This window comes from Solicola agrisoli, assembly GCF_049059935.1.
GTDB lineage: Bacteria > Actinomycetota > Actinomycetes > Propionibacteriales > Nocardioidaceae > JAURVT01.
The window spans coordinates 1-21,619 of the sequence record NZ_JBMGQR010000041.1; the positions used below are offsets into that span (position 1 = coordinate 1).

Here is a 21,619-nt window from a genome sequence, read left to right on the forward strand (position 1 = left end):
CATCGTGCCGTCGGGCACGGTGGACGGGCCGAAGAGCACCGACTCCAGGGTGCCGATGGAGCCGATGTCGACGCGCTCGCCGCGGGGCAGGTGCGCGTGCCAGGCCTCGGCACCCCAGTGGAAGCCGCGGCCCGGCGCCTCGGCGGCGCGGGCGAAGGGCGAGCCGACCATGACGGCGTCGGCACCGCAGGCGATGGCCTTGGCGATGTCGCCGCTGCGGCCCACCGAGCCGTCGGCGATGACGTGGACGTAACGGCCGCCGGACTCGTCGAGGTAGTCGCGCCGAGCGGCGGCGACGTCGGCCACCGCGGTGGCCATCGGGACGCCGATGCCGAGCACCGAGCGGGTGGTGTGCGCCGCTCCCCCGCCGAAGCCGACGAGGACGCCGGCCGCGCCGGTGCGCATCAGGTGCAGCGCGGCCTGGTGGGTGGCACAGCCGCCGACGATGACCGGGACGTCGAGCTCGTAGATGAACTCCTTGAGGTTCAGCGGCTCGGTCTGGCCCGACACGTGCTCGGCCGAGACGGTGGTGCCGCGGATGACGAACAGGTCGACGCCGGCGTCGACGACGTGCTTGGCGAACTGCTTGGTGCGCTGCGGCGACAGGGCTCCGGCCACGGTGACGCCGGCGCGACGCACCTGCTGGAGCCGTTCGACCATCAGGTCGGGCTTGATCGGCTCGTCGTAGATCTGCTGCATGCGGACGGTGGCGTCGTCGCCGTCGAGGCGCGCGACCTCCTCGAGCAGCGAGGTCGGGTCCTCGTAGCGGGTCCACAGGCCCTCGAGGTCGAGCACGCCGAGACCGCCGAAGTTGCCGAGCGCGATCGCGGTGTCGGGCGACATCACCGAGTCCATCGGCGCGGCCATGATCGGGATGTCGAACCGGTAGGCGTCGATCTGCCACGCGGTCGAGATCTCCTCGGGGTCGCGGGTGCGCCGGCTCGGGACGATCGCGATGTCGTCGAAGGAGTACGCGCGGCGGCCTCGCTTGGCCGTGCCGATCTCGATGTCCATGGTCCCCTCGGGTTCGCTCGGTGTGCAGGTGGCCGCGTCAGCGACCGGAGTAGTTCGGCGCCTCGACCGTCATCTGGATGTCGTGCGGGTGGCTCTCCTTGAGCCCGGCCGACGTGATGCGGACGAACTGCCCACGCTCCTGCAGCTCGGGGATGGTGTTGGCCCCGACGTAGAACATCGACTGGTGCAGACCGCCCACGAGCTGGTGCGCGACGGCGGCCAGCGGCCCGCGGTAGGCGACCTGGCCCTCGATGCCCTCGGGGACGATCTTGTCGTCGCTCGTGACGTCGGCCTGGAAGTAGCGGTCCTTGGAGTACGACGTCTTGCCGCGCGAGGCCATGGCCCCGAGCGAGCCCATGCCGCGGTACTTCTTGAACTGCTTGCCGTTGAGGAAGACCAGCTCGCCGGGGCTCTCCTCGCAGCCGGCGAGCAGCGAGCCGATCATCACCGTGTCGGCGCCGGCGACGAGCGCCTTGGCGATGTCGCCGGAGTGCTGCAGGCCGCCGTCACCGACGAGCGGGACGCCGGCCGGGCCGCAGGCGAGCGAGGCCTCGTAGATCGCGGTGACCTGCGGGACTCCGACGCCGGCGACGACGCGGGTGGTGCAGATCGAGCCGGGCCCGACGCCCACCTTGACGCCGTCGACGCCCGCGTCGACGAGCGCCTGCGCGCCGGCCCGGGTGGCGACGTTGCCGCCGATCACCTGCACGTGGCGCATGGCGGGGTCGGCCTTGATCCTGCGGACCATGTCGAGCATCAGGCGCGCGTGGCCGTTGGCGACGTCGGGCACGAGGACGTCGACGCCCGCCTCGACGAGCGCCGTGGCGCGCTCCCACGCGTCGCCGAAGTAGCCGATGGCCGCGCCGACGAGCAGGCGGCCGTCGGCGTCCTTGCTGGCGTGCGGGTGCTGCTCGGACTTCACGAAGTCCTTGACGGTGATCAGGCCGGCGAGCTTGCCGTCGGGGTCGACGATCGGCAGGCGCTCGCGCTTGTGCTTGCGCAGCAGCTCGGTGGCGTCCTCACGGTCGATCCCGACGGGCCCGGTGATCAGCGGCATCGGGGTCATCACGTCGCCGACGAGGCGCTGCGACCACTCCGCGACCGGCACGAAGCGCAGGTCGCGGTTGGTGATGATGCCGAGCAGGGTGTCGCCTTCGTCGACCACCGGGAGGCCCGACACGCGGTACTGCCCGCAGATGTCGTCGAGGTCCTCCAGCGTGGCCTTGGGGCCGATGGTGATGGGGTTGGAGATCATGCCCGTCTGCGTGCGCTTGACGAGGTCGACCTGGTACGCCTGGTCGTCGATCGACAGGTTGCGGTGCAGGATGCCGATGCCGCCCTCGCGGGCCATCGCGATCGCCATCTGCGACTCGGTGACGGTGTCCATCGCGCTGGACAGCAACGGCAGGCGCAGCGTGATGTCGCGGGTGAGACGGGCCGTGGTGTCGACCTCGCTGGGCACGACGTCGGTCTCGCCCGGCAGCAGGAGCACGTCGTCGTAGGTGAGCCCGAGGGCCGCGAACTTGTCGGGTACGCCGGTCGAGTGCAGCTCCACGAGGGTCCTTCCGTCGCCACTCCCGGACCCGCCCGGTCCGGAGCGTCCATCGTACTGCCGGGGTCGGACGCCCCCGATCGGACGGTCTACGGCTCGGTGGGCGACGTCTCGGGCGTCACACCCGGGGCCGCCGGCTCCGACGCGGTGGGCTCGGAGCCCGTCGGCTCGTCGCTCGGGCTCGGCGACGGCGTCTCGCTCGGGTCGGGCGTCTCCGACGGCGTGGGGCTCGGCGTCTCCGACGGGGTCGGGCCCGGTGTCTCGGACGGCGTGGGCGCCGACGTCGCGGGCGGCCGCGGCCGCTTGGTGGGCCGCTTGCCCGGGAGCAGCGACGGCGGGGTGGCCGACGCCGACGGCGGCGGCGCGAGGCCCACCGGCGGAGCCATGGTCGGTGGCGCGACCGGAGCCTGAGCGGTCGGGGCGACACCGGGCAGCGCACCGTCGGCCAGGAGGTCCTCGCCTGCAGGTGCCTGCGCGGCCGGCGGGTCGGCGACGAGCGCGGCCAGCAGGCTCTCGGGGCCCGGCGACGGTGCGGGAGTGCCACCGGGACCGGGTCCGGCGTGGACCCGGGGTGCGGCCCCGGCGTCCACGGTGGAGCGGTCGGCGACCGAGGCGGCCCCGGGGAGCGACGGGCGGGGCGCGCTGCGCGTGGGCGACGGGACGCCCGGCGCGGAGTCGTCGATCGTCGGTGCGTCGCCGACGAGACGCTCGCCGAGGGAGACCCCGTGGTCGACGACGAAGCGCAGCGGGGCGGCGGGGTCGTCGGCGACGGCCTGCCCGACGCCGCTGGCGAAGATCAGGCCGACGCTGGCCACCAGGCCGACGGTGCGGGCACCGCGGGGGCGTCGGCGGGCGGGGACGGCGACGGGCGCGGGCGGCACCGCGACGTCGACCTCCTCGCTCCAGCGCGCCAGCGCCGCGGCGAGCGGGTCTGCCGGGTCGTGCGTGCCGGCGCGCAGCGACTCGACGAGGGCGTCGTCGGCGGCGACGGCGGCGAGGTCGACCACGCCGTCGGCGTCGGGCAGGTGCTCGCTCATCGCGCCACCCCCTGGAGGGTCCGGGCGCGCTCGGCCATCAGCGCCCGGAGCCGCTCGAGCGCCCGGTGCTGGGCCACGCGGACGGCGCCGGCGCTCATGCCCAGGGTCGCGCCAGCGCGCTCGGCCGACAGACCGAGGGCGATGCGGAGCACGAGCACCTCGCGGTGCTTCTCGGGCAGGTGCTCGAGGACCCGCTGCACCTCGGCGGCGTCGGCGTCGGCCAGCACCACCTGCTCGGGGGTGGGAGCGGCGTCGGTCTGCTCGGGGACGTCGTCGACCAGGACGAGCGGCGAGCGGATCATGCCGCGCTGGGCGTCGGCCACCTTGCGGCTGCCGATCGCGTAGACGAACGCCTCGAACGGCACCCCGGAGTGCTCGAACCTCGGCAGCGCGTTAAACACGGCCAGGCAGATCTCCTGCGCGACGTCGTCGACGAGCTGGCGCCCGCCGACGTACGTGGTGAGCCGCGCGCGGCAGTAGCGGAACGACACGTCCCGCACGCGCGTCATCAGCAGCTCCATCACGTGGTCGCTGTCGAGCGCGCTCAGGGCCAGGCGGGACAGCGAGGGGTCGCTGTCGGGTGGGATCGACATCGCTCCACCCTCCCCAGCCGTGGTCGTGCGGACGGGGCCCGGCGCACCGCCGGAGCCACCGTGCCACGTCCGACCGGGGGCGGCAAGGGCCGCGCGTCGACTCTCAGGTGCGCGGGCGCTCCCCCAGGCGCAGTCCGCCGGCGATCACGCGGCGGGCCACGAGGAACGCGACGAGCTCGCGCGGCGGTCGCTCGTCGACGGCGCGCCGCAGCACGGTGACGTCGTCGACGGGCCGCTCGACGGTCTCGGGCACCGGCGGCACGAGCCGCAGGTGGGGCACGTCCGGCACGGCGCGGACGGGGCGGGACTCGGGACCGGACAGCACGACGGCCTCCTCGGAGTAGATCAGGTAACCCTAACCTAACTCACCGAGGAGGCCGTCGTCCGCGTGAGTCACCTCACGCGGTGGTGCTCAGGTGCTGCGTCAGTGCGAGTGACCGGCGTGGTCGTCCGCGTCGTCGGCCGGCTTGTCCACCACGAGGGTCTCGGTGGTGAGCAGCAGCGCCGCGATGGACGCGGCGTTGGCGAGGGCCGAGCGGGTGACCTTGACCGGGTCGAGGACGCCCTGCGCGAGCAGGTCGCCGTACTCGTTGGTCGCGGCGTTGTAGCCCTGGCCGGTCTCCTTGACCTTGGCCACGACGACGTAGCCGGGCTCGCCACCGTTCTCGGCGATCCAGCGGAGCGGCTCCACCGCGGCCTTGCGGACGATGGCGACGCCGGTGGCCTCGTCACCGTCCTTGCCGAGGTTGTCGTCCAGGACCTGGCTGGCCGTGACGAGGGCCGAGCCGCCGCCGGCGACGATGCCCTCCTCGATGGCCGCGCGGGTCGCCGAGACGGCGTCCTCGATGCGGTGCTTCTTCTCCTTGAGCTCGACCTCGGTGGCCGCGCCGACCTGGATGACGACGACGCCGCCGGCCAGCTTGGCCAGGCGCTCCTGGAGCTTCTCGCGGTCCCAGTCCGAGTCCGAGGCCTCGATCTCGGCCTTGATCTGGCTGACGCGAGCGGTGACGTCGTCCTTGTCGCCGCCGCCGTCGATGATCGTCGTGTCGTCCTTGGTGATGGTGACGCGACGGGCGGTGCCGAGCACCTCGAGGCCGACCTGGTCGAGCTTGAGGCCGACGTCCGGGGTGACGACCTGCGCGCCGGTGAGGGCGGCGAGGTCGGACAGGATCGCCTTGCGGCGGTCGCCGAACGCGGGCGCCTTGACGGCGGCCGCGGTGAAGGTGCCGCGGATCTTGTTGACCACGAGCGTCGACAGGGCCTCGCCCTCGACGTCCTCGGCCACGATGAACAGCGGCTTGCCGGCCTGGACGACCTTCTCGAGCAGGGGCAGCAGGTCGTTGATCGAGGAGATCTTGCCCTGGTTGATCAGGATGTACGGGTCGTCGAGGACCGTCTCCTGACGCTCGGTGTCGGTGACGAAGTACGGCGAGATGTAGCCCTTGTCGAACTGCATCCCCTCGGTGAAGTCCAGCTCGGTGCCGAGCGTGTTGGACTCCTCGACGGTGATGACGCCGTCCTTGCCGACCTTGTCGAACGCCTCGGCGATGAGCTCGCCGATGTGCGCGTCGCGGGCCGAGATGGTGGCGACGGCGCCGGTGTCCTTGAGGTCGTCGACGTCGCGGGCGAGCTCGCGCAGGCGGTCCGAGACGGCCTCGACGGCGGCCTCGATGCCCCGCTTGAGGGCGATCGGGTTGGCGCCGGCGGCGACCGCGCGCAGACCCTCGTGGACCAGGGCCTGGGCCAGGACGGTCGCGGTGGTGGTGCCGTCACCGGCGACGTCGTTGGTCTTGGTGGCGACCTCCTTGGCGAGCTGCGCGCCGAGGTTCTCGAACGGGTCGTCGAGCTCGACCTCACGGGCGACGGTGACGCCGTCGTTCGTGATCGTGGGGGCTCCCCACTTCTTGTCGAGGACGACGTAGCGGCCCTTGGGGCCGAGGGTCACCTTGACGGTGTTGGCGAGCTGGTCGACACCGCGCTCGAGCGCGCGGCGGGCCTCCTCGTCGAATTCCAGGATCTTGGGCATGGGTTCCTTCCCAGGGTGCGGGCGTGAAGGGGGCCCACGGCCGACGGGTCGGCGCGGGCGAAGCGGCAGCGCCCCGGCCCTCGCGTCGGTGGGGACGCGGGGGCCGGGGCGCTACCGGCGGATCACTTCTCGACGATCGCGAGGATGTCGCGGGCCGAGAGGATCAGGTACTCGGTGCCGTCGTACTTGACCTCGGTGCCGCCGTACTTGCTGAAGATGACCTTGTCGCCGACGGCGACGTCGAGCGGGACGCGGTTGCCGTTGTCGTCGACGCGACCGGGACCGACCGAGAGGACCTCACCCTCCTGCGGCTTCTCCTTGGCGGTGTCCGGGATGACCAGGCCGGAGGCGGTGGTCTGCTCGGCCTCGAGCGTCTTGACGACGATGCGGTCCTCGAGCGGCTTGATGGTGACCGACACGGTGTCGACCTCCCCTTTCAGAGTCTGTGGGTGCGCTGGCGCGACCGCCGCGAGGCGGTCGGTCGAAGCCGTGGCGCGCGCCGTCGCGGGGGTCGCGTACCGTGGCTTCATCAGCACTCTCGTGGTGAGAGTGCCAGGTTCAAACCTAGGCCGCGGTTGGCACTCGGTCAAGCCGAGTGCCAGCGTCCGGCGGCCGGTACGCGGACGGCGGACGACGGGTGCGGCTGGAGACGTTCGAGCGGTTGCTCACGCCCGAGGGCCGTGCCCTGGTCGACGAGGTGCGCCGCCGCGCCGGCGTCGAGTCCGACCTCGCGCTGGGCACCCGGTTGCGCCGCACCCACGACGGCGAGCTGGTGGCGGCGGCCGTCACGCAGTCCCACCTGCGCGGCGTCGCGCGCACCAAGCTCGGCGACGACGCCGAGGCCATGTTCCTCACGCATGACGCGCTCCAGCAGGCGACGCGCTCCCGCGTGGCCGCCCACCGCGCGAGACGTCTCGCCGACGGCGGCGTCGGGTCGGTGGTCGACCTCGGCTGCGGGGTCGGGGCCGACCTCGTCGCCTTCGCCCGGGCCGGCCTGACGGTGCACGGCGTCGACCTCGACCCCGTCCGCGCCGCCATGGCCGCGGCCAACCTGGAGGCCCTCGGCCTCGAGGGCACCGTCGCGACGGGCGACGCGACCGCCGTCGACCTGACCGCGTGGGGCTCGGCGTTCTGCGACCCCGCCCGCCGTGACGGGCGCGGGCGCGTCTTCGACCCGCGGGCGTTCAGCCCCGACTGGGACTTCGTGACGCGCCTGCTCGACGGCGCCGCCGCGGTCAAGACGATGCCGGGCATCGACCACGACCTCGTCCCCGACGGGGTGGAGGCCGAGTGGGTGGGCGACGGCGGCGACCTCGTCGAGGCCTGCCTGTGGGGACGCCCGCTCGCTACCGCCGCACGACGCGTCACGCTGCTGCCCGCGGGCGCCACCCTCACCGACGCCGAGCTGCCCGACGAGGTCGACCAGGGCGGCCCGGGCGGCTACCTCTACGAGCCCGACGACGCGGTCGGCCGGGCCGGGCTGGTGGGCGCGGTGGCGGGGCTGGTCGACGGCTGGCTGCTCGACCCGCACCTGGCGTACGTCACCTCCGACCGGCTGGTGCCCACGCCGTTCGCGCGTGCGTTCCGGGTGCTGGAGGAGCTGCCGTTCCGCACCAAGGCGCTCAGGGCGGCCCTGCGCGAGCGCGACGTCGGCACCCTGACGATCAAGAAGCGCGGTGTCGAGGTGGTGCCCGAGCGGCTCGTCCGGACGCTGGGCCTGACCGGCTCGGTGCCGGCCACCGTGGTGATGACGCGGGTGGCGGGCCAGGGCGTCGCGCTGCTCGTCGACCCGGTGCCGTCCGGTCCCGACGGAACGGGCACGGCGGGCACGCGCAGCGCCTAGGCTGGAGCCTCATCCAGGTGAGGTAGTCGGACGGAGGGGACGTGGTGGACGTCGGCGAGCCCGCGACCGTGGTCCCGGTCCCCCGTCCCGGTCTGGTGCGCGAGACCGTCGGACCCGAGCGCACCGCCGTCGTGTGGTCCGACCGCCCCGTCGACGTCCTGCTCGACGCGCTCGCCGCGGCGGGCTACCTGCCCGTGCGGCTGCCACCCGCGGAGACGGCCGTCATGGCCGAGGTCACCGGCCCGCCGAGCCTGCTCCTGGTCGCCGCCGAGCACCTCGACGACGCCACCCTCGCCGCGCTCGCCGAGGTGCGTGAGCGGTCGCGGCAGACGCGCGTCGTCCTGCTGGCCGGGCCGTCCAGCGCGTCGACGCACCTGCTGACGGCCCTGCGGGTGGGCCTGTCCGAGGTGGTCGACCCCGACGACGCCGCCGCGGTCGCCGTCATCGTCGCCCCGCCCGACGACGCCGCGTCGCGCGAGCGGGTGCTGGCCATCGGCGCCCACCCCGACGACGTCGAGATCGGCTGCGGCGCCACCCTGCTGCGCCACCGCGCGGTCGGCCAGCGGGTCAGCGTGCTCACGCTGAGCCGCGGGGCGGTCGGGGGCGACAAGGACGCGCGGCGCCGCGAGGCCGTCAACGCTGCGGTCGCGATGGGCGCCGAGCTGCTGCTCGCCGACCTCGACGACACCCGGCTGGCCGACGCGCCCGACCTGATCCCGCTGATCGAGGAGGCGGTCCGGTTGGTCGACCCCACGACGGTCTACGTCCACTCCGCGCACGACAGCCACCAGGACCACCGCGCGGTGCACGTGGCCACCGTCTCGGCGGCGCGGCGCGTGCCCGAGCTGCTCTGCTACCAGTCGCCGTCGGCCACCAACGAGTTCGCGCCCACCAGGCTGGTGCCCGTCGACGACACCGTGCACGCCAAGGTCGACGTGCTCGCGCACTACCGCTCCCAGGCCGCCCGCCCGTACCTCGAGCCCGACCTCGTGGTCGCGGCCACGCGCTACTGGGCCCGCCAGCTCGCCCCCCGCACCCGCTACGCCGAGCCGTTCGAGGTGCTCCGGTCCAGCGGCCCCGCCGGCGGCTGAGGCCTCACCAGGCCCGCTGGTCGCCCCGGTGGTGCGGCGGCAGCCGGACGCCGGGCGGCGCGTAGACGTACGAGACCCCGCCCGTCGAGCCGATCCAGACCTTCTCGAAGTTCTCGCGCGTGTAGACGTTGCGGACGGCCTGGTCCGACGACGACGCCGGGTCGTTGAGCACCGGGTCGCCGTCGGCGGTGAAGCCCACGACCACCATCAGGTGGCCGTTGGTGCCGTAGCCGGCCTCGGGCATCTCGGCCTCCTTCCACGACAGCGAGACCACCACCGGGATGCCGCGGGCGACGAACCGCTCGACGTCGGCCAGGGAGCCGAGCCGCGTCACGAACGCCTCCAGGCCGAAGCGGTGCGCGTAGGCGGCGTTGAACGGCCAGTTGCCGGCGCCGTCGTAGGCGAAGTCCCAGGTGTGCATCGCGGCGTAGGGCACCTGCGGGTCGCCCGCGTTGGTCTCGATGCCCCGGAGCTCGGCGGCCGGCACCGGACGTCGCCAGTAGTACTGGACCATCGACGTCGAGGTGGGCGAGCACCACACCTGGCCGCCGCCGCCGAACTCCGGGTACTCGCCCTTGTGGATGTTCTGGCTGAATCGCGGCACGTCGAGCTCGACCGCACGGCCCAGGGTGAAGCGGCTCGTCGTGGGCAGCGGTCCGTCGGGCACCGCGGACGTCATGGTCGCGAGGCCGTCGAGGGTGGGCGTGGCACGCGAGCCCGCAGGGCGGAGCAGGCGGACGCGCGTCTGGTAGGCGTCGACCTGCCTGCCGTCGCGGGCGGCGAAGGTGTCGGTGTAGACGGTCGCGTCGTCGTCGCCCTGCCCGTCGACGGACGTGCGGTGGATGTCGGCGGCCGCCATGCCCGACGTCCAGCGGCCGAGCACGTACCACTTGGTCCAGCTGCCGTCGGGGGTGCGGCCGCGGAAGGTCGTCTCGACCCAGGTGCCCGTAGGGGTGGTGGCGTTCCACGACGCGATCGCCTCGGTGGCCCCGTACGACAGGCGCCGCACCGGCGACGTCCAGGTGCCGTACTCGTAGCTGCGCGCGGTGCCGTCGCCGTACGGGTCGGTGTACGAGGTGCGCTGCCGCTCGCGCGGCGAGACCGCCAGCCCGCCACCCCGCGTGGTCACCAGCCCGTCCGCGCTGCCGCGGGCGAAGTCGCGCCGGGAGTCGTCGCGCACCAGGGTGACGTGACGGTCGCCGGTGGACGTCGCGGCGTCGGTCCGCGCGGGCGACGAGGTGAGCAGCCCGGCGGCGACGCCCGCCGCGAGCAGGAGGGCGGCGGAGCGGCGCAGCGGGGAGGTGGTCATGCCCGCCTCCTACCCCGCCGTGCGACGGGCCAAACTCAGCGCTCCCGGTGCAGGCGCCGCACCGCGATGCGCGCGAGCTCGGCGTGGATCTGCTGGCTCGCCGGCACGTCCGGCGCCGGCAGCCGGACGAACGCCGACAGCACCAGCGGGCGTCCGCGCGGCGGCACCGCGACACCGGCGTCGTTGAACGTCACCGAGCCGCTGCCCGTCTTGTCGGCGAGCCGCCAGCCGGGCGGGAGGCCCTTGCGGAACCGGTCGTCGCTGGTGGTGTTGCGGAGCATCCAGTCGCGCAGCACCGCGCGGTCGGGGCACGACAGCGCCCGTCCCACCAGCAGCCGGGTCAGCGAGTGCGCGGCGGCGCGGGGCGTGGTGGTGTCGCGCGGGTCGCCGGGGGTGGCCTCGTTCAGCTCGGGCTCCCAGCGGTCGAGCCGCGTGCCGTCGTCGCCGAGGCTGCGCGCGAACCGGGTGATCGCCGACGGGCCGCCGAGGAGGTCGAGCAGGAGGTTGGCGGCGGTGTTGTCGCTGATCCGCACGGCGGCGTCGCAGAGCTCGCGCACGGTCATCCCCTCGTCCACGTGGAGCTCGGTGACGGGCGAGTAGTCGACGAGGTCGGCGCGCGTGTAGGTGATCCGGCGCTCGAGCACCTCGCCGCGGCGGTCGAGGTCGCGTAGCACCGCAGCGGCCAGGAGCGCCTTGAACACCGAGTGGATCGGCACCGGCTCGTCGGCGCGGTGGCTCAGGGTCGCGCGGCCGCCGACGACGCCCGCGTGGAACCCGATGGTCGCGCCGAACCTGCGCTCGAGGGCACGCACCTCGTCGACGCCGCCGCGGGGGCCGGCACCGGTGAGCAGCGCGGGGGCGGCGACGGCGAGCGGGGCCGCGGCCCCCACCTGGAGCAGGCGACGGCGGGTGAGGTCGGTGCGAGGCGTCATGACGCGGACGCTGCCAGCACCGGCGGCTTCATGTCCAAGACGGATGCGACCTGTCTCCATGCCGTTCTGCTATACCTGCAGCGTGGACCTGCTCACCCACCTGGAGACCTTCTGCGAGGTCGCCGACCAGAAGAGCTTCACCCGTGCCGCCGAGGCCCTCGGCGTGCCCCAGCCCGTCGTCAGCCGCCGGGTCGGGGCGCTCGAGCGACGTCTCGGCGGTCGGCTGCTCGTCCGCGGCCCGCGCGGCGTCGGCCTGACCGACCTCGGACGCGCGGTACTCCCCCACGCCCACGGGCTGCGCACGCGGGCCGAGCACCTGGCCGAGGTGGCCCGCACCTTCCACGACGGCGTGGTGGTCGCGGTGCCGCCGGGCGCCGACCCCCGCGCGCTCGTGGCGGCCCGCACGGCGGCGCACGACGCCGGGGCGGCGGCGACGTTCGTCGAGGCCGCACCGGACGCACGGGCGGCGATGCTCGCCGACGGGTCGGCGCAGGCGGCCGTCACGGCGTGCCCACCGGACGAGGCCGACCTCGGCGCCCCGCTGGGTGCGGCGACCACCTCCCCGGACGGCGGCCGCCTGCACCTGGACGACCTGCGCCGCGGCCGTGGCGAGCGGGAGGCACGGGCCACCACGGTGCACCTGGGCGTCGAGGACGACGTCCCCTGGGTGCGCGACGCGCTGCGTCGCCACGCCGCCGGAGCAGGCCTGGCCGCGGGTCAGGTGGCGGTCGGCGGCGCGGTGCTGGCGGCCGTCACCGACGTCATCGAGCACGGCGACCTGCTGGTCGCGACGCGCGCCGAGGCCGAACGGCACGGGCTCGCGTGGCGTCCCGTCGCCGGCCTCGACCTGTGGCGCGGCTACCAGGTGACGGGCGGCGGCCCGGACGCCGAGGTGCTGCGCGCCGTCGTGCCCGCGCTGGCCCGGGCGCTCGGGCTCGCACCGGGAGCACGACGGTGAGCCGGCCGGTGGAGGTCGTCGGGCACGACGCCGCCGCGATGGCGGTGGCCCACGACGTGGCCGCTCGCTGGGAGGACGCCGGCCTCGGCGGGGCGCTGCTCGCCCGCAACGTCGACACCGGCGAGGAGCTGGGCTTCGACGTCGGCCGCTCGATGCCGCTCGCGTCGCTCGTCAAGCTGCCGCTCGCCCTGGTGGTGCTCGACGCGGTCGACCGCGGCCTGCTGCGCGACGGGCAGCCGGTGGAGCTGGACCCCGGGGCCCGCACCCCCGGCAGCACGGGCCTCGGCGCGTTCTCCCACCCGTGCACCGTCGCCCTCGGCGACCTGGTGGGACTCGCCGTCACGCTCAGCGACAACGCCGCGGCGGACGCCTTGTTCGACCTGGTGCCACCGGGCGAGGTCTCCGCCGCGCTGGACCGGTGGGGGCTGCCGGACGTGCGCGTGCGGCACCGGATGGCCGACCTGCACGCCGCCGCGGACGCCGTGGCCGACGACTCGCTGATGGCGCTCGAGCTCGCCGTGCGCGCGACCACCGAGGGAGGCGGCCACGTCATCTCGATGCTCGACGTCGCGCGCGCCAACTGCGGGACCGCCCGCGCGGTCGCCGACCTCGTCCAGCGGGTGTGGACCGACGAGGTCGCCACGCCGACGGCCTGCGCGCGCCTGCGTGCGCTGATGGGTCGCCAGCTGACGAGCCGGCGCATGGCCGTCGAGCTGGCCTCGGACACCGTGACGGTGAGCAGCAAGACCGGCACGTTCCTCAACGTCCGGCACGAGGCGGCGATGGTCGAGACCGCGCTCGGCGACCGGGTGGTGGTGGTCGCGCTCACCGAGTCCTCGGTGCCGGCGATGGTCTCGCCCGAGACCGACCTGGCCATCGGCCACGCCGGACGGGCGGCGCTGCGCGCCCTGCGGACCTGACGTCAGTCGACGCCGCGCATGAGCGCGAGGATCGGCCTGCGGGCGAGGAGGAGGGCGGCGCCGAGCACGATCGCGACGAGCCCGAGCACCCCGAAGTACGCCCGCTCGGAGTCGGCGCTGTAGAAGCCCGCGAGGGTGCCGGACATCGCCGACCCGAGCGCGACGGACAGGAAGAACAGCGCGACCATCTGGCTCTTGTAGGCGGCGGGCGCGAGCTTGGTCGACACCGACAGCCCCACCGGGGACAGCAGCAGCTCGGACAGCGTGAACACGAGCAGGATGCCCACGATGCCGAGGAGCGGGGCCGAGCCCGGACCGCCGCCGGCCATCGGCAGGAACAGCAGGAACGCGACGCCCATGCCGGCCGTGCCGAGGGCGAACTTGGTGGGCGTCGAGGGCTGACGGGGTCCCAGGCGCGTCCACAGGGCGGCGAACACGCCCGCGAGCACGATGATGAAGACCGGGTTGATCGAGTTCACCCAGGCCACCGGCATCGTCCAGCCGCCGATGCCGCGGTCGAGGCGCTCCTCGGCGTAGATCGGCACCACGGTGAACTGCTGCTGGTACAGCGACCAGAACGCCGCACTGGCCACGAACAGCGGGATGAACGCCCACACGCGCGAGCGCTCGACGTCGGTGACCTGCCGGCTGGTGAGGAGCAGCACGAAGTACCCGACCGAGGCGACGACGGTGAGCACCACGACGACCGTCGACAGGTTGCCGGCGGTGAGCAGGCCGGTGAGGGAGGCGACCACCACGACGACGACCGCCACGGCCGCGACGGCGATCCATCGTCCACGCTCGGCGACGGGCAGCGGGTCGGGCACGTGGCGCGACGACGCGGGCATGCCCTTGCGGCCGATCGCGTACTGGACCAGCCCGGCGGCCATGCCGACGGCCGCGATGCCGAAGCCGACGTGGAACCCGGCGGTGTCCTGCGCCAGCCCGGTGAGCAGCGGGCCGACGAGCGCGCCCAGGTTGATGCCCATGTAGAACAGCGAGAACCCGGCGTCGCGGCGCGGGTCGTCGGCCTCGTAGAGCTCGCCGACGATCGTCGTCGCGTTGGCCTTGAGGCCGCCGCTGCCGAACGCCACGCACACCAGGCCCACGCCGACGCCGACCAGGCCCGGCAGCACCGCCAGGGCCACGTGGCCGACCATGATCAGCGCCGCGCTCGCGAACAGCGTCCGCTCCGAGCCGAGCACCCGGTCGGCGAGCCACGCGCCGAGGATCGTCGACAGGTAGACCAGGCCGCCGTAGGCGCCGACGATGCTCGTCGCCGACGACTGCGGCAGGCCCAGTCCCCCGTCCGCGACCGAGAAGTACAGGTACAGCGCGAGGATCGCCTGCATCCCGTAGAAGGAGAACCGCTCCCACATCTCCACCCCGAACAGGTGGGCGAGCGGGCGGGGCTGGCCGAGGAACGTCGCCTCGTCGCGGGGCTGCTGCGTCGTGGTCACGTCTCGTCACGATGCCACTGGTTGCACGGTGCGACAAGTCGACCGGCGACCCCCGTCAGGTGCAGGGAACGGGGGTCCCGTCGACGAGGTTGGCCGAGGCACGCGCGTCGAGGAGCAGGGCGGCCACCGCGCGTCCGGGCTGGCCGAGGCTCACCCGGCGCCCGTCACCGTCGCGCGTGGAGGCGATGCCCTGGAGCGCCAGGGTGCGGCTGACGGTCTGGAACTGCGCCGCCGTCAGGCGGTAGGCGCACGGCGGGCTGAGCTCGACCTCGCTGCGCCCCGGCAGCTCGTTGTCGGCGCCGGCGAACGCGAGCGTGCCGCCGCCGGTGCGTCCGAGCTCGGTGGCGGTGGTCGCGGCGCGGGCGGTGGCGCGGGCAACCTTCGCGCGGTTCTCGCGCAGGAAGTCGATCGAGGCGCGCGCCGACACCAGCTGGGTGTCGACGCGGCGGTTGTCGACCGCAACCTGGTCGGTCTCCTCGGCCGCGGTGGTGGGGTCCTGGTTGGCCTCGACGAGGATGCCGAGCGAGTGCCGCAGGCCGGCGGTGTTGCGCAGGATCCGCTCGTCGCCGTCGCCCGCGACCTGGGCGACGGGCTCGCCGTCCTCGTCGTACCAGATGCCGTACACGCCGTTGGTGTAGCCGGCGTCGAGCACCTGCGCCGAGACGTAGTCCTCGTTGAGCGTCACCGACTCGTCGTGCACGGCGTCGTCGACGTTGCGGTTGCGCGGCCAGAGGTTGATCAGCTGGCGGTCGTAGACCTCGGGCGTCTCGCCGAACTCGTGGAGGTCGTGGACGAGGTCGGGCTTGCGGTCGCGGATGACGCGGGCCAGCGCCTGCGTCTCGGCGGTGGCGAGCGCGAGGTGGTCGCGGTTGATGTCGACACCGGCGGCGTTCTGGCGGGTGTTCGCCGCGGTGCCGTCCGGGTTGGCGCTCGGCACGAACATCACCGTGGTGGAGGCCAGGAAGCGCCTGGTCGCCGGCGAGGTGTCGTACGCGAGGTCGCGGGCGAGCTGCAGGCACGCCTCGCGTCCCGACGGCTCGTCGCCGTGCTGGCTGCACGTGAAGAGCACCGACGAGCGGGACGCGACCTGCTCGGCCGTCCGCGGCCGGGGGTCGCCCAGCGTCACCAGCTGGAGGGGACGCCCCTGGGCGGTGCGGCCGACGGTCTCCAGGCCTACCCGCGCGCTGGCGGCGTCGAGCGCGCGCAGGAAGCGCTGCTCCTCGGGCTGGGTGGTCCAGCCGTCACCGCCCCGCTGCTCGAAGCCGGTGGTCGGCGCGGCCGCCGCGGTCGGGGCGGCCGAGGCGCCGGTTGCGGCCAGCAGGCCGGGGACGACGAGGGCGGCCGCGGCGGCGGCCACCAGGGTGCGGGTGCGGTGACGGAGGCTCATGGACCGTCCCTACCCCGTCGCGAACCGGGGCAAACCCCACAGAACGGTCAGGCGACGACGCGCGTGACCGGCAGCGAGGAGTCGGCGCCGAGGTCGAGCGACGACGGCGGCAGCCCGGCGCCGACGACGGCAGACCCGAGCGCGGCGACCATCGCGCCGTTGTCGGTGCACAGCACCGGCGGGGGCACGCGCACCTCGATGCCGTGCTCGGCGGCGCGCTCCTCGACGAACTGGCGCAGCCGACCGTTGGCGGCCACTCCTCCCCCGACGACGAGGTGCTTGACGCCGTGGGCGACGCAGGCCTTCATCGTCTTGGAGCTGAGCACGTCGCACACGGCGTCCTGGAACGAGGCGGCGACGTCGGGCACCGACACCTCGCGTCCCATCCGCTCCTCGTGCTCGACGTGACGGGCGACCGCGCTCTTGAGGCCGGAGAAGGAGAAGTCGAAGCGGTGCTTGTCGAGGTCGCGTCCGCCGGTGAGGCCGCGCGGGAACGCGATCGCGCGGCCGTCGCCGTCGCGGGCGACGCGGTCGACGTGCGGGCCGCCGGGGTAGGGCAGGCCGAGCAGGCGGGCCACCTTGTCGAAGGCCTCGCCCGCGGCGTCGTCGATCGTCTCGCCGAGCATCTGGACGTCGGTGGCGACGTCGTTGACGAGCAGCAGCGAGGTGTGCCCGCCGCTGACGAGCAGCGCGGCGGTGGGCTCGGGCAGCGGGCCGTGCTCGAGCTGGTCGACGCAGACGTGCGCGACGAGGTGGTTCACGCCGTACAGCGGCTTGTCGTAGGCGAGCGCGAGGGACTTGGCTGCGGCGATCCCGACGAGCAGCGCGCCGGTGAGCCCCGGGCCGCAGGTGACGGCGATCGCGTCGACGTCGGCCACCGAGACGCCCGCGTCGGCCTGGGCCTTCTCGATCATCGGCACCATCGCCTCGAGGTGCGCGCGGCTGGCCACCTCGGGCACGACGCCGCCGAAGCGGACGTGCTCCTCGACGCTGCTCGCCACCGCGTTCGCGAGCAGCTCGGTGCCGCGGACGATGCCCACGCCCGTCTCGTCGCAGGACGACTCGATGCCGAGGACGAGAGGTGCGCTCACAGGCCACATTGTGCCTCGCACGGGCGGGTCGACGCCGTCCGGCCCGGGGTGTCGGATTCCCAGGTGAACCTGGGAGTCCGACGACACCACGGAGAACTTCCCGAGGTGTCGTCGGTTCTCCGTGGGAGGTGGGACGGGTGGGGCGGCCGGGACGCTCGTAGCCTGGCCGCATGAGCGAGATGACGTACCGCCCCCTGGGCGACAGCGGCCTGATGGTCTCCGTGGTGGGCGTGGGCTGCAACGCCTTCGGCAGCCGGATCGACGCCGACGCGACGCAGGCCGTCGTCGACGCCGCGGTGGACGCCGGGGTCACCCTGTTCGACACCGCCGACAGCTACGGGCGCGGCGCGTCCGAGGAGCTGCTCGGACGCGCGCTCGGCAGCCGACGTGACGACGTCGTGGTGGCCACCAAGGTCGGCATGGACATGGGCGGCACCAACGGGCCGGACTGGGGCGCGCGGGCGTCGCGTCGCTACGTCAAGCGCGCCGCCGAGGCGAGCCTGCGGCGGCTCGGCACCGACCACGTCGACCTGCTGCAGCTGCACACCCCCGACGAGGTGACGCCGATCGACGAGACCCTCGAGGCGATGACCGAGCTCGTCACCGAGGGGAAGGTGCGCTACCTCGGCTGCTCCAACCTCACCGCGTGGCAGCTCGTCGACGCCGACTGGACGGCGCGCACGTCGGGCACGCAGCGCTTCGTCTCGGCGCAGAACGAGTACTCGCTCTACAACCGCTCGGCCGAGCTCGAGCTGGTGCCGGCCTGCGAGCAGCTGGGCGTCGGGCTGCTGCCGTACTTCCCGCTCGCGTACGGCCTGCTCACCGGGAAGTACGCGCGCGGCCAGGCCGCCCCCGAGGGCACACGGCTGGCCGACCCGAGCCAGGCCCGCCGCCTCGACGGCGCCGACTGGGACCGCGTCGAGGCGCTCCAGCGGTTCGCCGACGAGCGCGACCTGACGATGCTGCAGGTCGCGATCGGCGGGCTCGCCGCGCAGCCGGCGGTGTCGTCGGTGATCTCCGGCGCCACGAGGGCGTCGCAGGTGACGGCCAACGTCGAGGCCGCCGGGTGGGAGCCCACGCCCGACGACCTCGCCGCGCTGGACGACCTCACGTCGTCCGCCCACCTGTCCGGCGGCTACACGACGTTCGCGCCGGCCTCGCGCTGACGCGGGCCTCGCCCGACCGCCGAGTGGCGCAGAAGCCGACGCGAGTGGCGCACATCCGGGCCGGACGACGCGTGTCGACCCCGGATCTGCGCCACTCGGCGTACCGGGGCGGGGCGGGGGTCAGGCGGCGACGGCGCTGCGGCTGCGCCTGCGGCCCAGGAAGTGGTCGACGCTGAAGCGGCCGGGGCCGGCGGCGGCGACGACGAGCGCGACGATGCCGAGCAGCAGCACGAACTCGTAGCCGCCGGTGGCGGCGTAGAAGCCCGAGCCGCCGTGCACGAAGACCATCGCGCCGACCATCGTCGCGGCGAAGCCGACGGCGAACAGCGGGGTCAGGGCGCCCACGACGATCGCGACGCCTCCGACGAGCTCGACGACGATCGCGAACGTGGCCGCGACCGTGGCGAGCGGGATGCCGTTGCCCTCGAAGCCCTCGGCGGTGCCGCCGATGCCGCCGCCGGTCCACTTCTGCCAGCCGTGCGCGACCATCACCACCCCCAGTCCGACGCGGAGCGCGAGCAGGGCGAGGTCGTGGAGCGACGCGGGACGGTGCGACAGGGGCATGGTGGCCTCTCGGTGGGGAAAGATTGTCTCTTCAACCTTCCCCGACGACCGGCGGGGCAAACCCGTTCCCGCGAACGACCGAAGTGAGCCGTGTCTCGTCAGGCGTCGCGCTTGGCGGCGCGCTTCGCCGCACGCTTGGCGGCGCGCTCGCGCTTCTCGGCACCGTCGAGCCGCGCGGCCTCCTCGGGCGTCGGGGCCGAGCCGCCCAGGCGAGCCGGCGCCCACCACTGGCCGGTGGGGTCCAGCGGGTAGCTCGCCACCGTCTGGTCGAGCAGGCCGCGCATCCGGGTGCGCAGGTCCTCGGTCTCGGCGACGGGGTCCTCGCCGGTCGGGTGGAGGGGCTCCCCGACGGTGAGCGCGATCGTCCTGCCCCGCGAGAAGTCGCGGGGCTGGTCCTTGGTGTACATCAGCTGGGTGCCCCACAGCACGAGCGGGACGACGGGCACGCCCGCCGCTGCGGCCATCCGCACGGCGCCGGTCTTGAGCTCCTTGACGTCCATCGAGCGGCTGATCGTGGCCTCGGGGAAGATCCCCACCACCTCGCCCTTGCGCAGGTACTCCACCGCGGTCTCGTAGGACTGCAGCCCGTCGGCGCGGTCGACCTCGATGTGGTGCAGCGAGCGCATCAACGGCCCCACGTAGCGGTGGTCGAACAGCTCGCGCTTGGACATGAACCGCACCAGTCGCTTGCTCGGCTGCGTGGCCAGCCCACCGAAGATGAAGTCGACGTAGCTGATGTGGTTCACCGCCAGCACGGCGCCGCCGGTGCGGGGCACGTGCTCGGTGCCGGTGGTCTGGAAGCTGATCCCGAGGGCCCGGAACGCCGCCTTCGCGGTGACGATGATGGGCGGGTACGTGATGTCGAGCACCGGTGGAGCCTAGCCTGCACAGGTGCCCGTCGACCCCTACCTGCAGTGGATGATCGGCACGTCGGTCGAGTCGCACCCCCACCGGGGGGCGACCGTCCACGTCGTCACCACCCTCGGACGCCTCGGCCTGGTCGCTCTGGGCGACGTCGCGGACCAGGCGGACGCGGTCGGCGAGGCGGTCCGTGCCCTGCGGGCGGACGGGCGCGACCCGCTCCGCGCCAGCGTGCACCCCGGCGCCGCCGACGACGTCACGGTCTGGGACGGGCCGCCCACCGCCTGGGAGTGGATGCTCCACGACGGCAGGCCGGTCGAGACCCCGCGCGGCGTCGCCTGGCTCGCCGCGGACCGGTCCGAGGAGCTGACGAGCCTGATCGCCGACCACAGCCCCACCGCCCACGCCCGCCCGGGCGATCCCGACGTGCGCGGCTGGGCGGGGGTCGTCGTCGACGACGTGGTGGTGGCCACCGGCGCCGTGGTGGACAGCCCCGCGGCATGGCCGCACCTGCGGGCGATCGTCACGCACCCGTCCGCCCGGGGACGGGGTCTCGGCACGGCCGTCACCGCCTTCCTCACCGCGGACGCGCTGCGGCGGGCGGGCGCGTGCAGCCTGTCGATGTACTCGCACAACGACGGCGCGCGGCGGCTGTACGAGCGGCTCGGCTACCGCACCGTCCGCCGGTTCGCCTCGGCCCCGGTCAGCCGGTGAGGCCGAGGGCCAGCACGAGCGCGTCACGACCGTCGGCGTAGTAGGCGCGGCGACGCGAGAGCTCGGCGAAGCCCTCGGAGCGGTAGAGCGCGAGGGCGGGCTCGTTGTCGGCGGCCACCTCGAGCAGCACGCGCTCGCACCCGCGTCGACGTGCCTCGTCGAGCAGGCCCCGCAGCAGCGCACGTCCGGCGCCGGCGCCCCGCCCCGGCGGGGCCACGGCCAGGCGCATCACCTCGGCGACGTCGCCGACCACCATCAGGTCGGCCCAGCCGGCCACCTCGCCGCGTCCGATCCAGACCAGGACGTGACGGGTGTCCGGCACCTGGTCCAGCTCGGCCCGGACGGTCGCCTCGGACCAGCCCTCGGCGCCGAAGCAGCTCTGGTCGACCGCCGCGATCGAGCCCGTGTCGAGGGGGCCGGCCAGCTCGACGGCGATCACGACGCGCGCTTGCGCGCTCCGGGCGGCACGGCGTCGGGCCGGCGCAGGTACAGCGGCTCGGGGTCGACGACGTCGGCGCGACCGCCCGCCACCAGCGCGGCGAGCACCCCGGCGTCGGGGTCGGCGGGGCCGCCGACGCGCGCGAGGTCGTCGGCGTAGAGGTCGGCGCCGCGCCCGAGCACGGGCACGTCCGGACCGAGGGTCACGGCGAGGTCGGCGGCCCGCGCCACCTGGGGGCCGTCGGTGCGACGGACGCGGTCGCCGTCGGCGTCGTAGGCGGCCCAGTAGACCTCCTTGCGACGCGCGTCGGTGGCGACGCAGAACCGCCCCGTGCGGCCATCGACCCTCGCCTGCTCGGCGACGACGTCGAGGCTGCACACCCCGTGCACCGGCACGCCGAGCGACGCGGCCAGCGTGCGCGCGGTGACGACGCCGACCCGCAGACCGGTGAACGGGCCGGGCCCGACGCCGACCGCCACCGCGGTCACGTCGCGCACGGCGCGTCCGGCGTCGGCGAGCGCCCTCGCCACGGCCGGGGCGAGCTGCTCGCCGTGGTGCATGGCGTCGGCCCCGGTGACCGACGCGACGACGGACGTGCCGTCGTGCAGGGCGACCGAGACGGTGGGTGACGCGGTGTCGAGGGCGAGGACGAGCACGGGGGT

General features: G+C 74.3%; 22 protein-coding genes. 6 read left to right on the forward strand and 16 right to left on the reverse strand.

Features of this window, described 5'->3' with window-relative positions:
• The 7 genes from ACI6PP_RS14455 to groES form a co-directional block, all read right to left on the reverse strand.
• Positions 1-1,014: GuaB3 family IMP dehydrogenase-related protein (locus ACI6PP_RS14455; protein ID WP_421112302.1), on the reverse strand; the 1,014-nt coding region annotated here is incomplete at its 3' end.
• A gap of 37 nt (positions 1,015-1,051) precedes the next feature.
• Positions 1,052-2,569 (reverse strand): IMP dehydrogenase, encoded by a 1,518-nt coding sequence (gene guaB / locus ACI6PP_RS14460; protein WP_421112303.1) that lies wholly within the window; start codon positions 2,567-2,569, stop codon positions 1,052-1,054.
• Positions 2,570-2,655: 86 nt separating this feature from the next.
• Positions 2,656-3,603 carry a hypothetical protein gene (locus ACI6PP_RS14465; protein WP_421112304.1) on the reverse strand — a complete coding sequence of 316 codons (948 nt, stop codon included), beginning with the start codon at positions 3,601-3,603 and terminating at the stop codon, positions 2,656-2,658.
• Entirely contained in the window at positions 3,600-4,196 is a 597-nt protein-coding gene (locus tag ACI6PP_RS14470) for a sigma-70 family RNA polymerase sigma factor (RefSeq protein WP_421112305.1), read from the reverse strand. The genes ACI6PP_RS14465 and ACI6PP_RS14470 overlap by 4 nt, the downstream gene beginning before the upstream one ends.
• 103 nt (positions 4,197-4,299) lie before the next feature.
• Entirely contained in the window at positions 4,300-4,521 is a 222-nt protein-coding gene (locus tag ACI6PP_RS14475) for a hypothetical protein (RefSeq protein WP_421112306.1), read from the reverse strand.
• A 99-nt stretch (positions 4,522-4,620) separates the two neighbouring features.
• Positions 4,621-6,222 (reverse strand): chaperonin GroEL, encoded by a 1,602-nt coding sequence (groL, locus tag ACI6PP_RS14480; RefSeq protein WP_421112307.1) that lies wholly within the window; start codon positions 6,220-6,222, stop codon positions 4,621-4,623.
• Between the two features lie 122 nt (positions 6,223-6,344).
• Positions 6,345-6,641 carry a co-chaperone GroES gene (gene groES / locus ACI6PP_RS14485; protein WP_421112308.1) on the reverse strand — a complete coding sequence of 99 codons (297 nt, stop codon included), beginning with the start codon at positions 6,639-6,641 and terminating at the stop codon, positions 6,345-6,347.
• Positions 6,642-6,817: 176 nt separating this feature from the next.
• On the opposite strand from groES, the gene ACI6PP_RS14490 reads away from it, so the two are divergent.
• Positions 6,818-8,065 carry a class I SAM-dependent methyltransferase gene (locus ACI6PP_RS14490; protein ID WP_421112309.1) on the forward strand — a complete coding sequence of 416 codons (1,248 nt, stop codon included), beginning with the start codon at positions 6,818-6,820 and terminating at the stop codon, positions 8,063-8,065.
• 44 nt (positions 8,066-8,109) lie between these two features.
• Positions 8,110-9,156 (forward strand): PIG-L deacetylase family protein, encoded by a 1,047-nt coding sequence (locus ACI6PP_RS14495; protein ID WP_421112310.1) that lies wholly within the window; start codon positions 8,110-8,112, stop codon positions 9,154-9,156.
• A gap of 4 nt (positions 9,157-9,160) precedes the next feature.
• Here the strand turns inward: ACI6PP_RS14495 and ACI6PP_RS14500 are convergent, their stop codons facing one another.
• Positions 9,161-10,465, reverse strand: a complete 1,305-nt coding sequence (locus ACI6PP_RS14500; protein ID WP_421112311.1) for a C39 family peptidase — start codon at positions 10,463-10,465, stop codon at positions 9,161-9,163.
• Between the two features lie 35 nt (positions 10,466-10,500).
• The gene (gene bla, locus ACI6PP_RS14505) at positions 10,501-11,397 is read right to left on the reverse strand and encodes a class A beta-lactamase (RefSeq protein ID WP_421112312.1); all 897 of its coding nucleotides are present in this window, start codon (positions 11,395-11,397) and stop codon (positions 10,501-10,503) included.
• An 82-nt stretch (positions 11,398-11,479) separates the two neighbouring features.
• Here bla and ACI6PP_RS14510 point away from each other — a divergent pair, with 82 nt between their 5' ends.
• Together ACI6PP_RS14510 and ACI6PP_RS14515 are read left to right on the forward strand one after the other, a co-directional pair.
• A complete protein-coding gene (locus ACI6PP_RS14510; protein ID WP_421112313.1) occupies positions 11,480-12,355 on the forward strand; it encodes a LysR family transcriptional regulator in 876 nt (291 codons plus the stop codon).
• On the forward strand, positions 12,352-13,275 hold the full coding sequence (locus ACI6PP_RS14515; protein WP_421112314.1) for a serine hydrolase: 924 nt from the start codon (positions 12,352-12,354) through the stop codon (positions 13,273-13,275). The genes ACI6PP_RS14510 and ACI6PP_RS14515 overlap by 4 nt, the downstream gene beginning before the upstream one ends.
• A 2-nt stretch (positions 13,276-13,277) precedes the next feature.
• Here ACI6PP_RS14515 and ACI6PP_RS14520 read toward each other — a convergent pair whose 3' ends face one another.
• Genes ACI6PP_RS14520 through tsaD form a run of 3 tightly spaced genes read right to left on the reverse strand, consistent with a single transcriptional unit; the run spans position 13,278 to position 17,213 of the window.
• Positions 13,278-14,735: a peptide MFS transporter gene (locus ACI6PP_RS14520; RefSeq protein WP_421112315.1), complete on the reverse strand. Its 1,458-nt coding sequence runs from the start codon at positions 14,733-14,735 to the stop codon at positions 13,278-13,280.
• Between the two features lie 55 nt (positions 14,736-14,790).
• Positions 14,791-16,122, reverse strand: a complete 1,332-nt coding sequence (locus tag ACI6PP_RS14525) for a M14 family zinc carboxypeptidase (protein WP_421112316.1) — start codon at positions 16,120-16,122, stop codon at positions 14,791-14,793.
• 47 nt (positions 16,123-16,169) lie between these two features.
• Positions 16,170-17,213, reverse strand: a complete 1,044-nt coding sequence (gene tsaD / locus ACI6PP_RS14530; protein ID WP_421112317.1) for a tRNA (adenosine(37)-N6)-threonylcarbamoyltransferase complex transferase subunit TsaD — start codon at positions 17,211-17,213, stop codon at positions 16,170-16,172.
• A 170-nt stretch (positions 17,214-17,383) separates the two neighbouring features.
• On the opposite strand from tsaD, the gene ACI6PP_RS14535 reads away from it, so the two are divergent.
• The gene (locus ACI6PP_RS14535) at positions 17,384-18,379 is read left to right on the forward strand and encodes an aldo/keto reductase (protein WP_421112318.1); all 996 of its coding nucleotides are present in this window, start codon (positions 17,384-17,386) and stop codon (positions 18,377-18,379) included.
• 120 nt (positions 18,380-18,499) lie between these two features.
• On the opposite strand, the gene ACI6PP_RS14540 is transcribed toward ACI6PP_RS14535, so the two are convergent.
• Positions 18,500-18,943 (reverse strand): DoxX family protein, encoded by a 444-nt coding sequence (locus ACI6PP_RS14540; RefSeq protein WP_421112319.1) that lies wholly within the window; start codon positions 18,941-18,943, stop codon positions 18,500-18,502.
• 98 nt (positions 18,944-19,041) lie between these two features.
• A complete protein-coding gene (locus ACI6PP_RS14545) occupies positions 19,042-19,812 on the reverse strand; it encodes a lysophospholipid acyltransferase family protein (protein ID WP_421112320.1) in 771 nt (256 codons plus the stop codon).
• A gap of 22 nt (positions 19,813-19,834) precedes the next feature.
• Between ACI6PP_RS14545 and ACI6PP_RS14550 the strand changes: the two genes are divergently transcribed.
• Positions 19,835-20,518: a GNAT family N-acetyltransferase gene (locus ACI6PP_RS14550; protein ID WP_421112321.1), complete on the forward strand. Its 684-nt coding sequence runs from the start codon at positions 19,835-19,837 to the stop codon at positions 20,516-20,518.
• Here the strand turns inward: ACI6PP_RS14550 and rimI are convergent.
• Together rimI and tsaB are read right to left on the reverse strand one after the other, a co-directional pair.
• Positions 20,508-20,957: a ribosomal protein S18-alanine N-acetyltransferase gene (gene rimI / locus ACI6PP_RS14555; RefSeq protein ID WP_421112322.1), complete on the reverse strand. Its 450-nt coding sequence runs from the start codon at positions 20,955-20,957 to the stop codon at positions 20,508-20,510. The genes ACI6PP_RS14550 and rimI overlap by 11 nt on opposite strands.
• Positions 20,954-21,613: a tRNA (adenosine(37)-N6)-threonylcarbamoyltransferase complex dimerization subunit type 1 TsaB gene (gene tsaB / locus ACI6PP_RS14560; protein ID WP_421112323.1), complete on the reverse strand. Its 660-nt coding sequence runs from the start codon at positions 21,611-21,613 to the stop codon at positions 20,954-20,956. The genes rimI and tsaB overlap by 4 nt, the downstream gene beginning before the upstream one ends.
• Between the last annotated feature and the right edge of the window lie 6 nt (positions 21,614-21,619).

Excerpts from the sequence above, each read along its gene's own strand:
- ACI6PP_RS14465 (WP_421112304.1), bottom strand. The coding sequence starts at position 3,603 with ATGAGCGAGCACCTGCCCGACGCCGACGGCGTGGTCGACCTCGCCGCC.
- ACI6PP_RS14470 (WP_421112305.1), bottom strand. The coding sequence starts at position 4,196 with ATGTCGATCCCACCCGACAGCGACCCCTCGCTGTCCCGCCTGGCCCTG.
- groL (WP_421112307.1), bottom strand. The coding sequence starts at position 6,222 with ATGCCCAAGATCCTGGAATTCGACGAGGAGGCCCGCCGCGCGCTCGAG.
- ACI6PP_RS14500 (WP_421112311.1), bottom strand. The coding sequence starts at position 10,465 with ATGACCACCTCCCCGCTGCGCCGCTCCGCCGCCCTCCTGCTCGCGGCG.
- bla (WP_421112312.1), bottom strand. The coding sequence starts at position 11,397 with ATGACGCCTCGCACCGACCTCACCCGCCGTCGCCTGCTCCAGGTGGGG.
- ACI6PP_RS14525 (WP_421112316.1), bottom strand. The coding sequence starts at position 16,122 with ATGAGCCTCCGTCACCGCACCCGCACCCTGGTGGCCGCCGCCGCGGCC.
- ACI6PP_RS14535 (WP_421112318.1), top strand. The coding sequence starts at position 17,384 with ATGAGCGAGATGACGTACCGCCCCCTGGGCGACAGCGGCCTGATGGTC.
- ACI6PP_RS14540 (WP_421112319.1), bottom strand. The coding sequence starts at position 18,943 with ATGCCCCTGTCGCACCGTCCCGCGTCGCTCCACGACCTCGCCCTGCTC.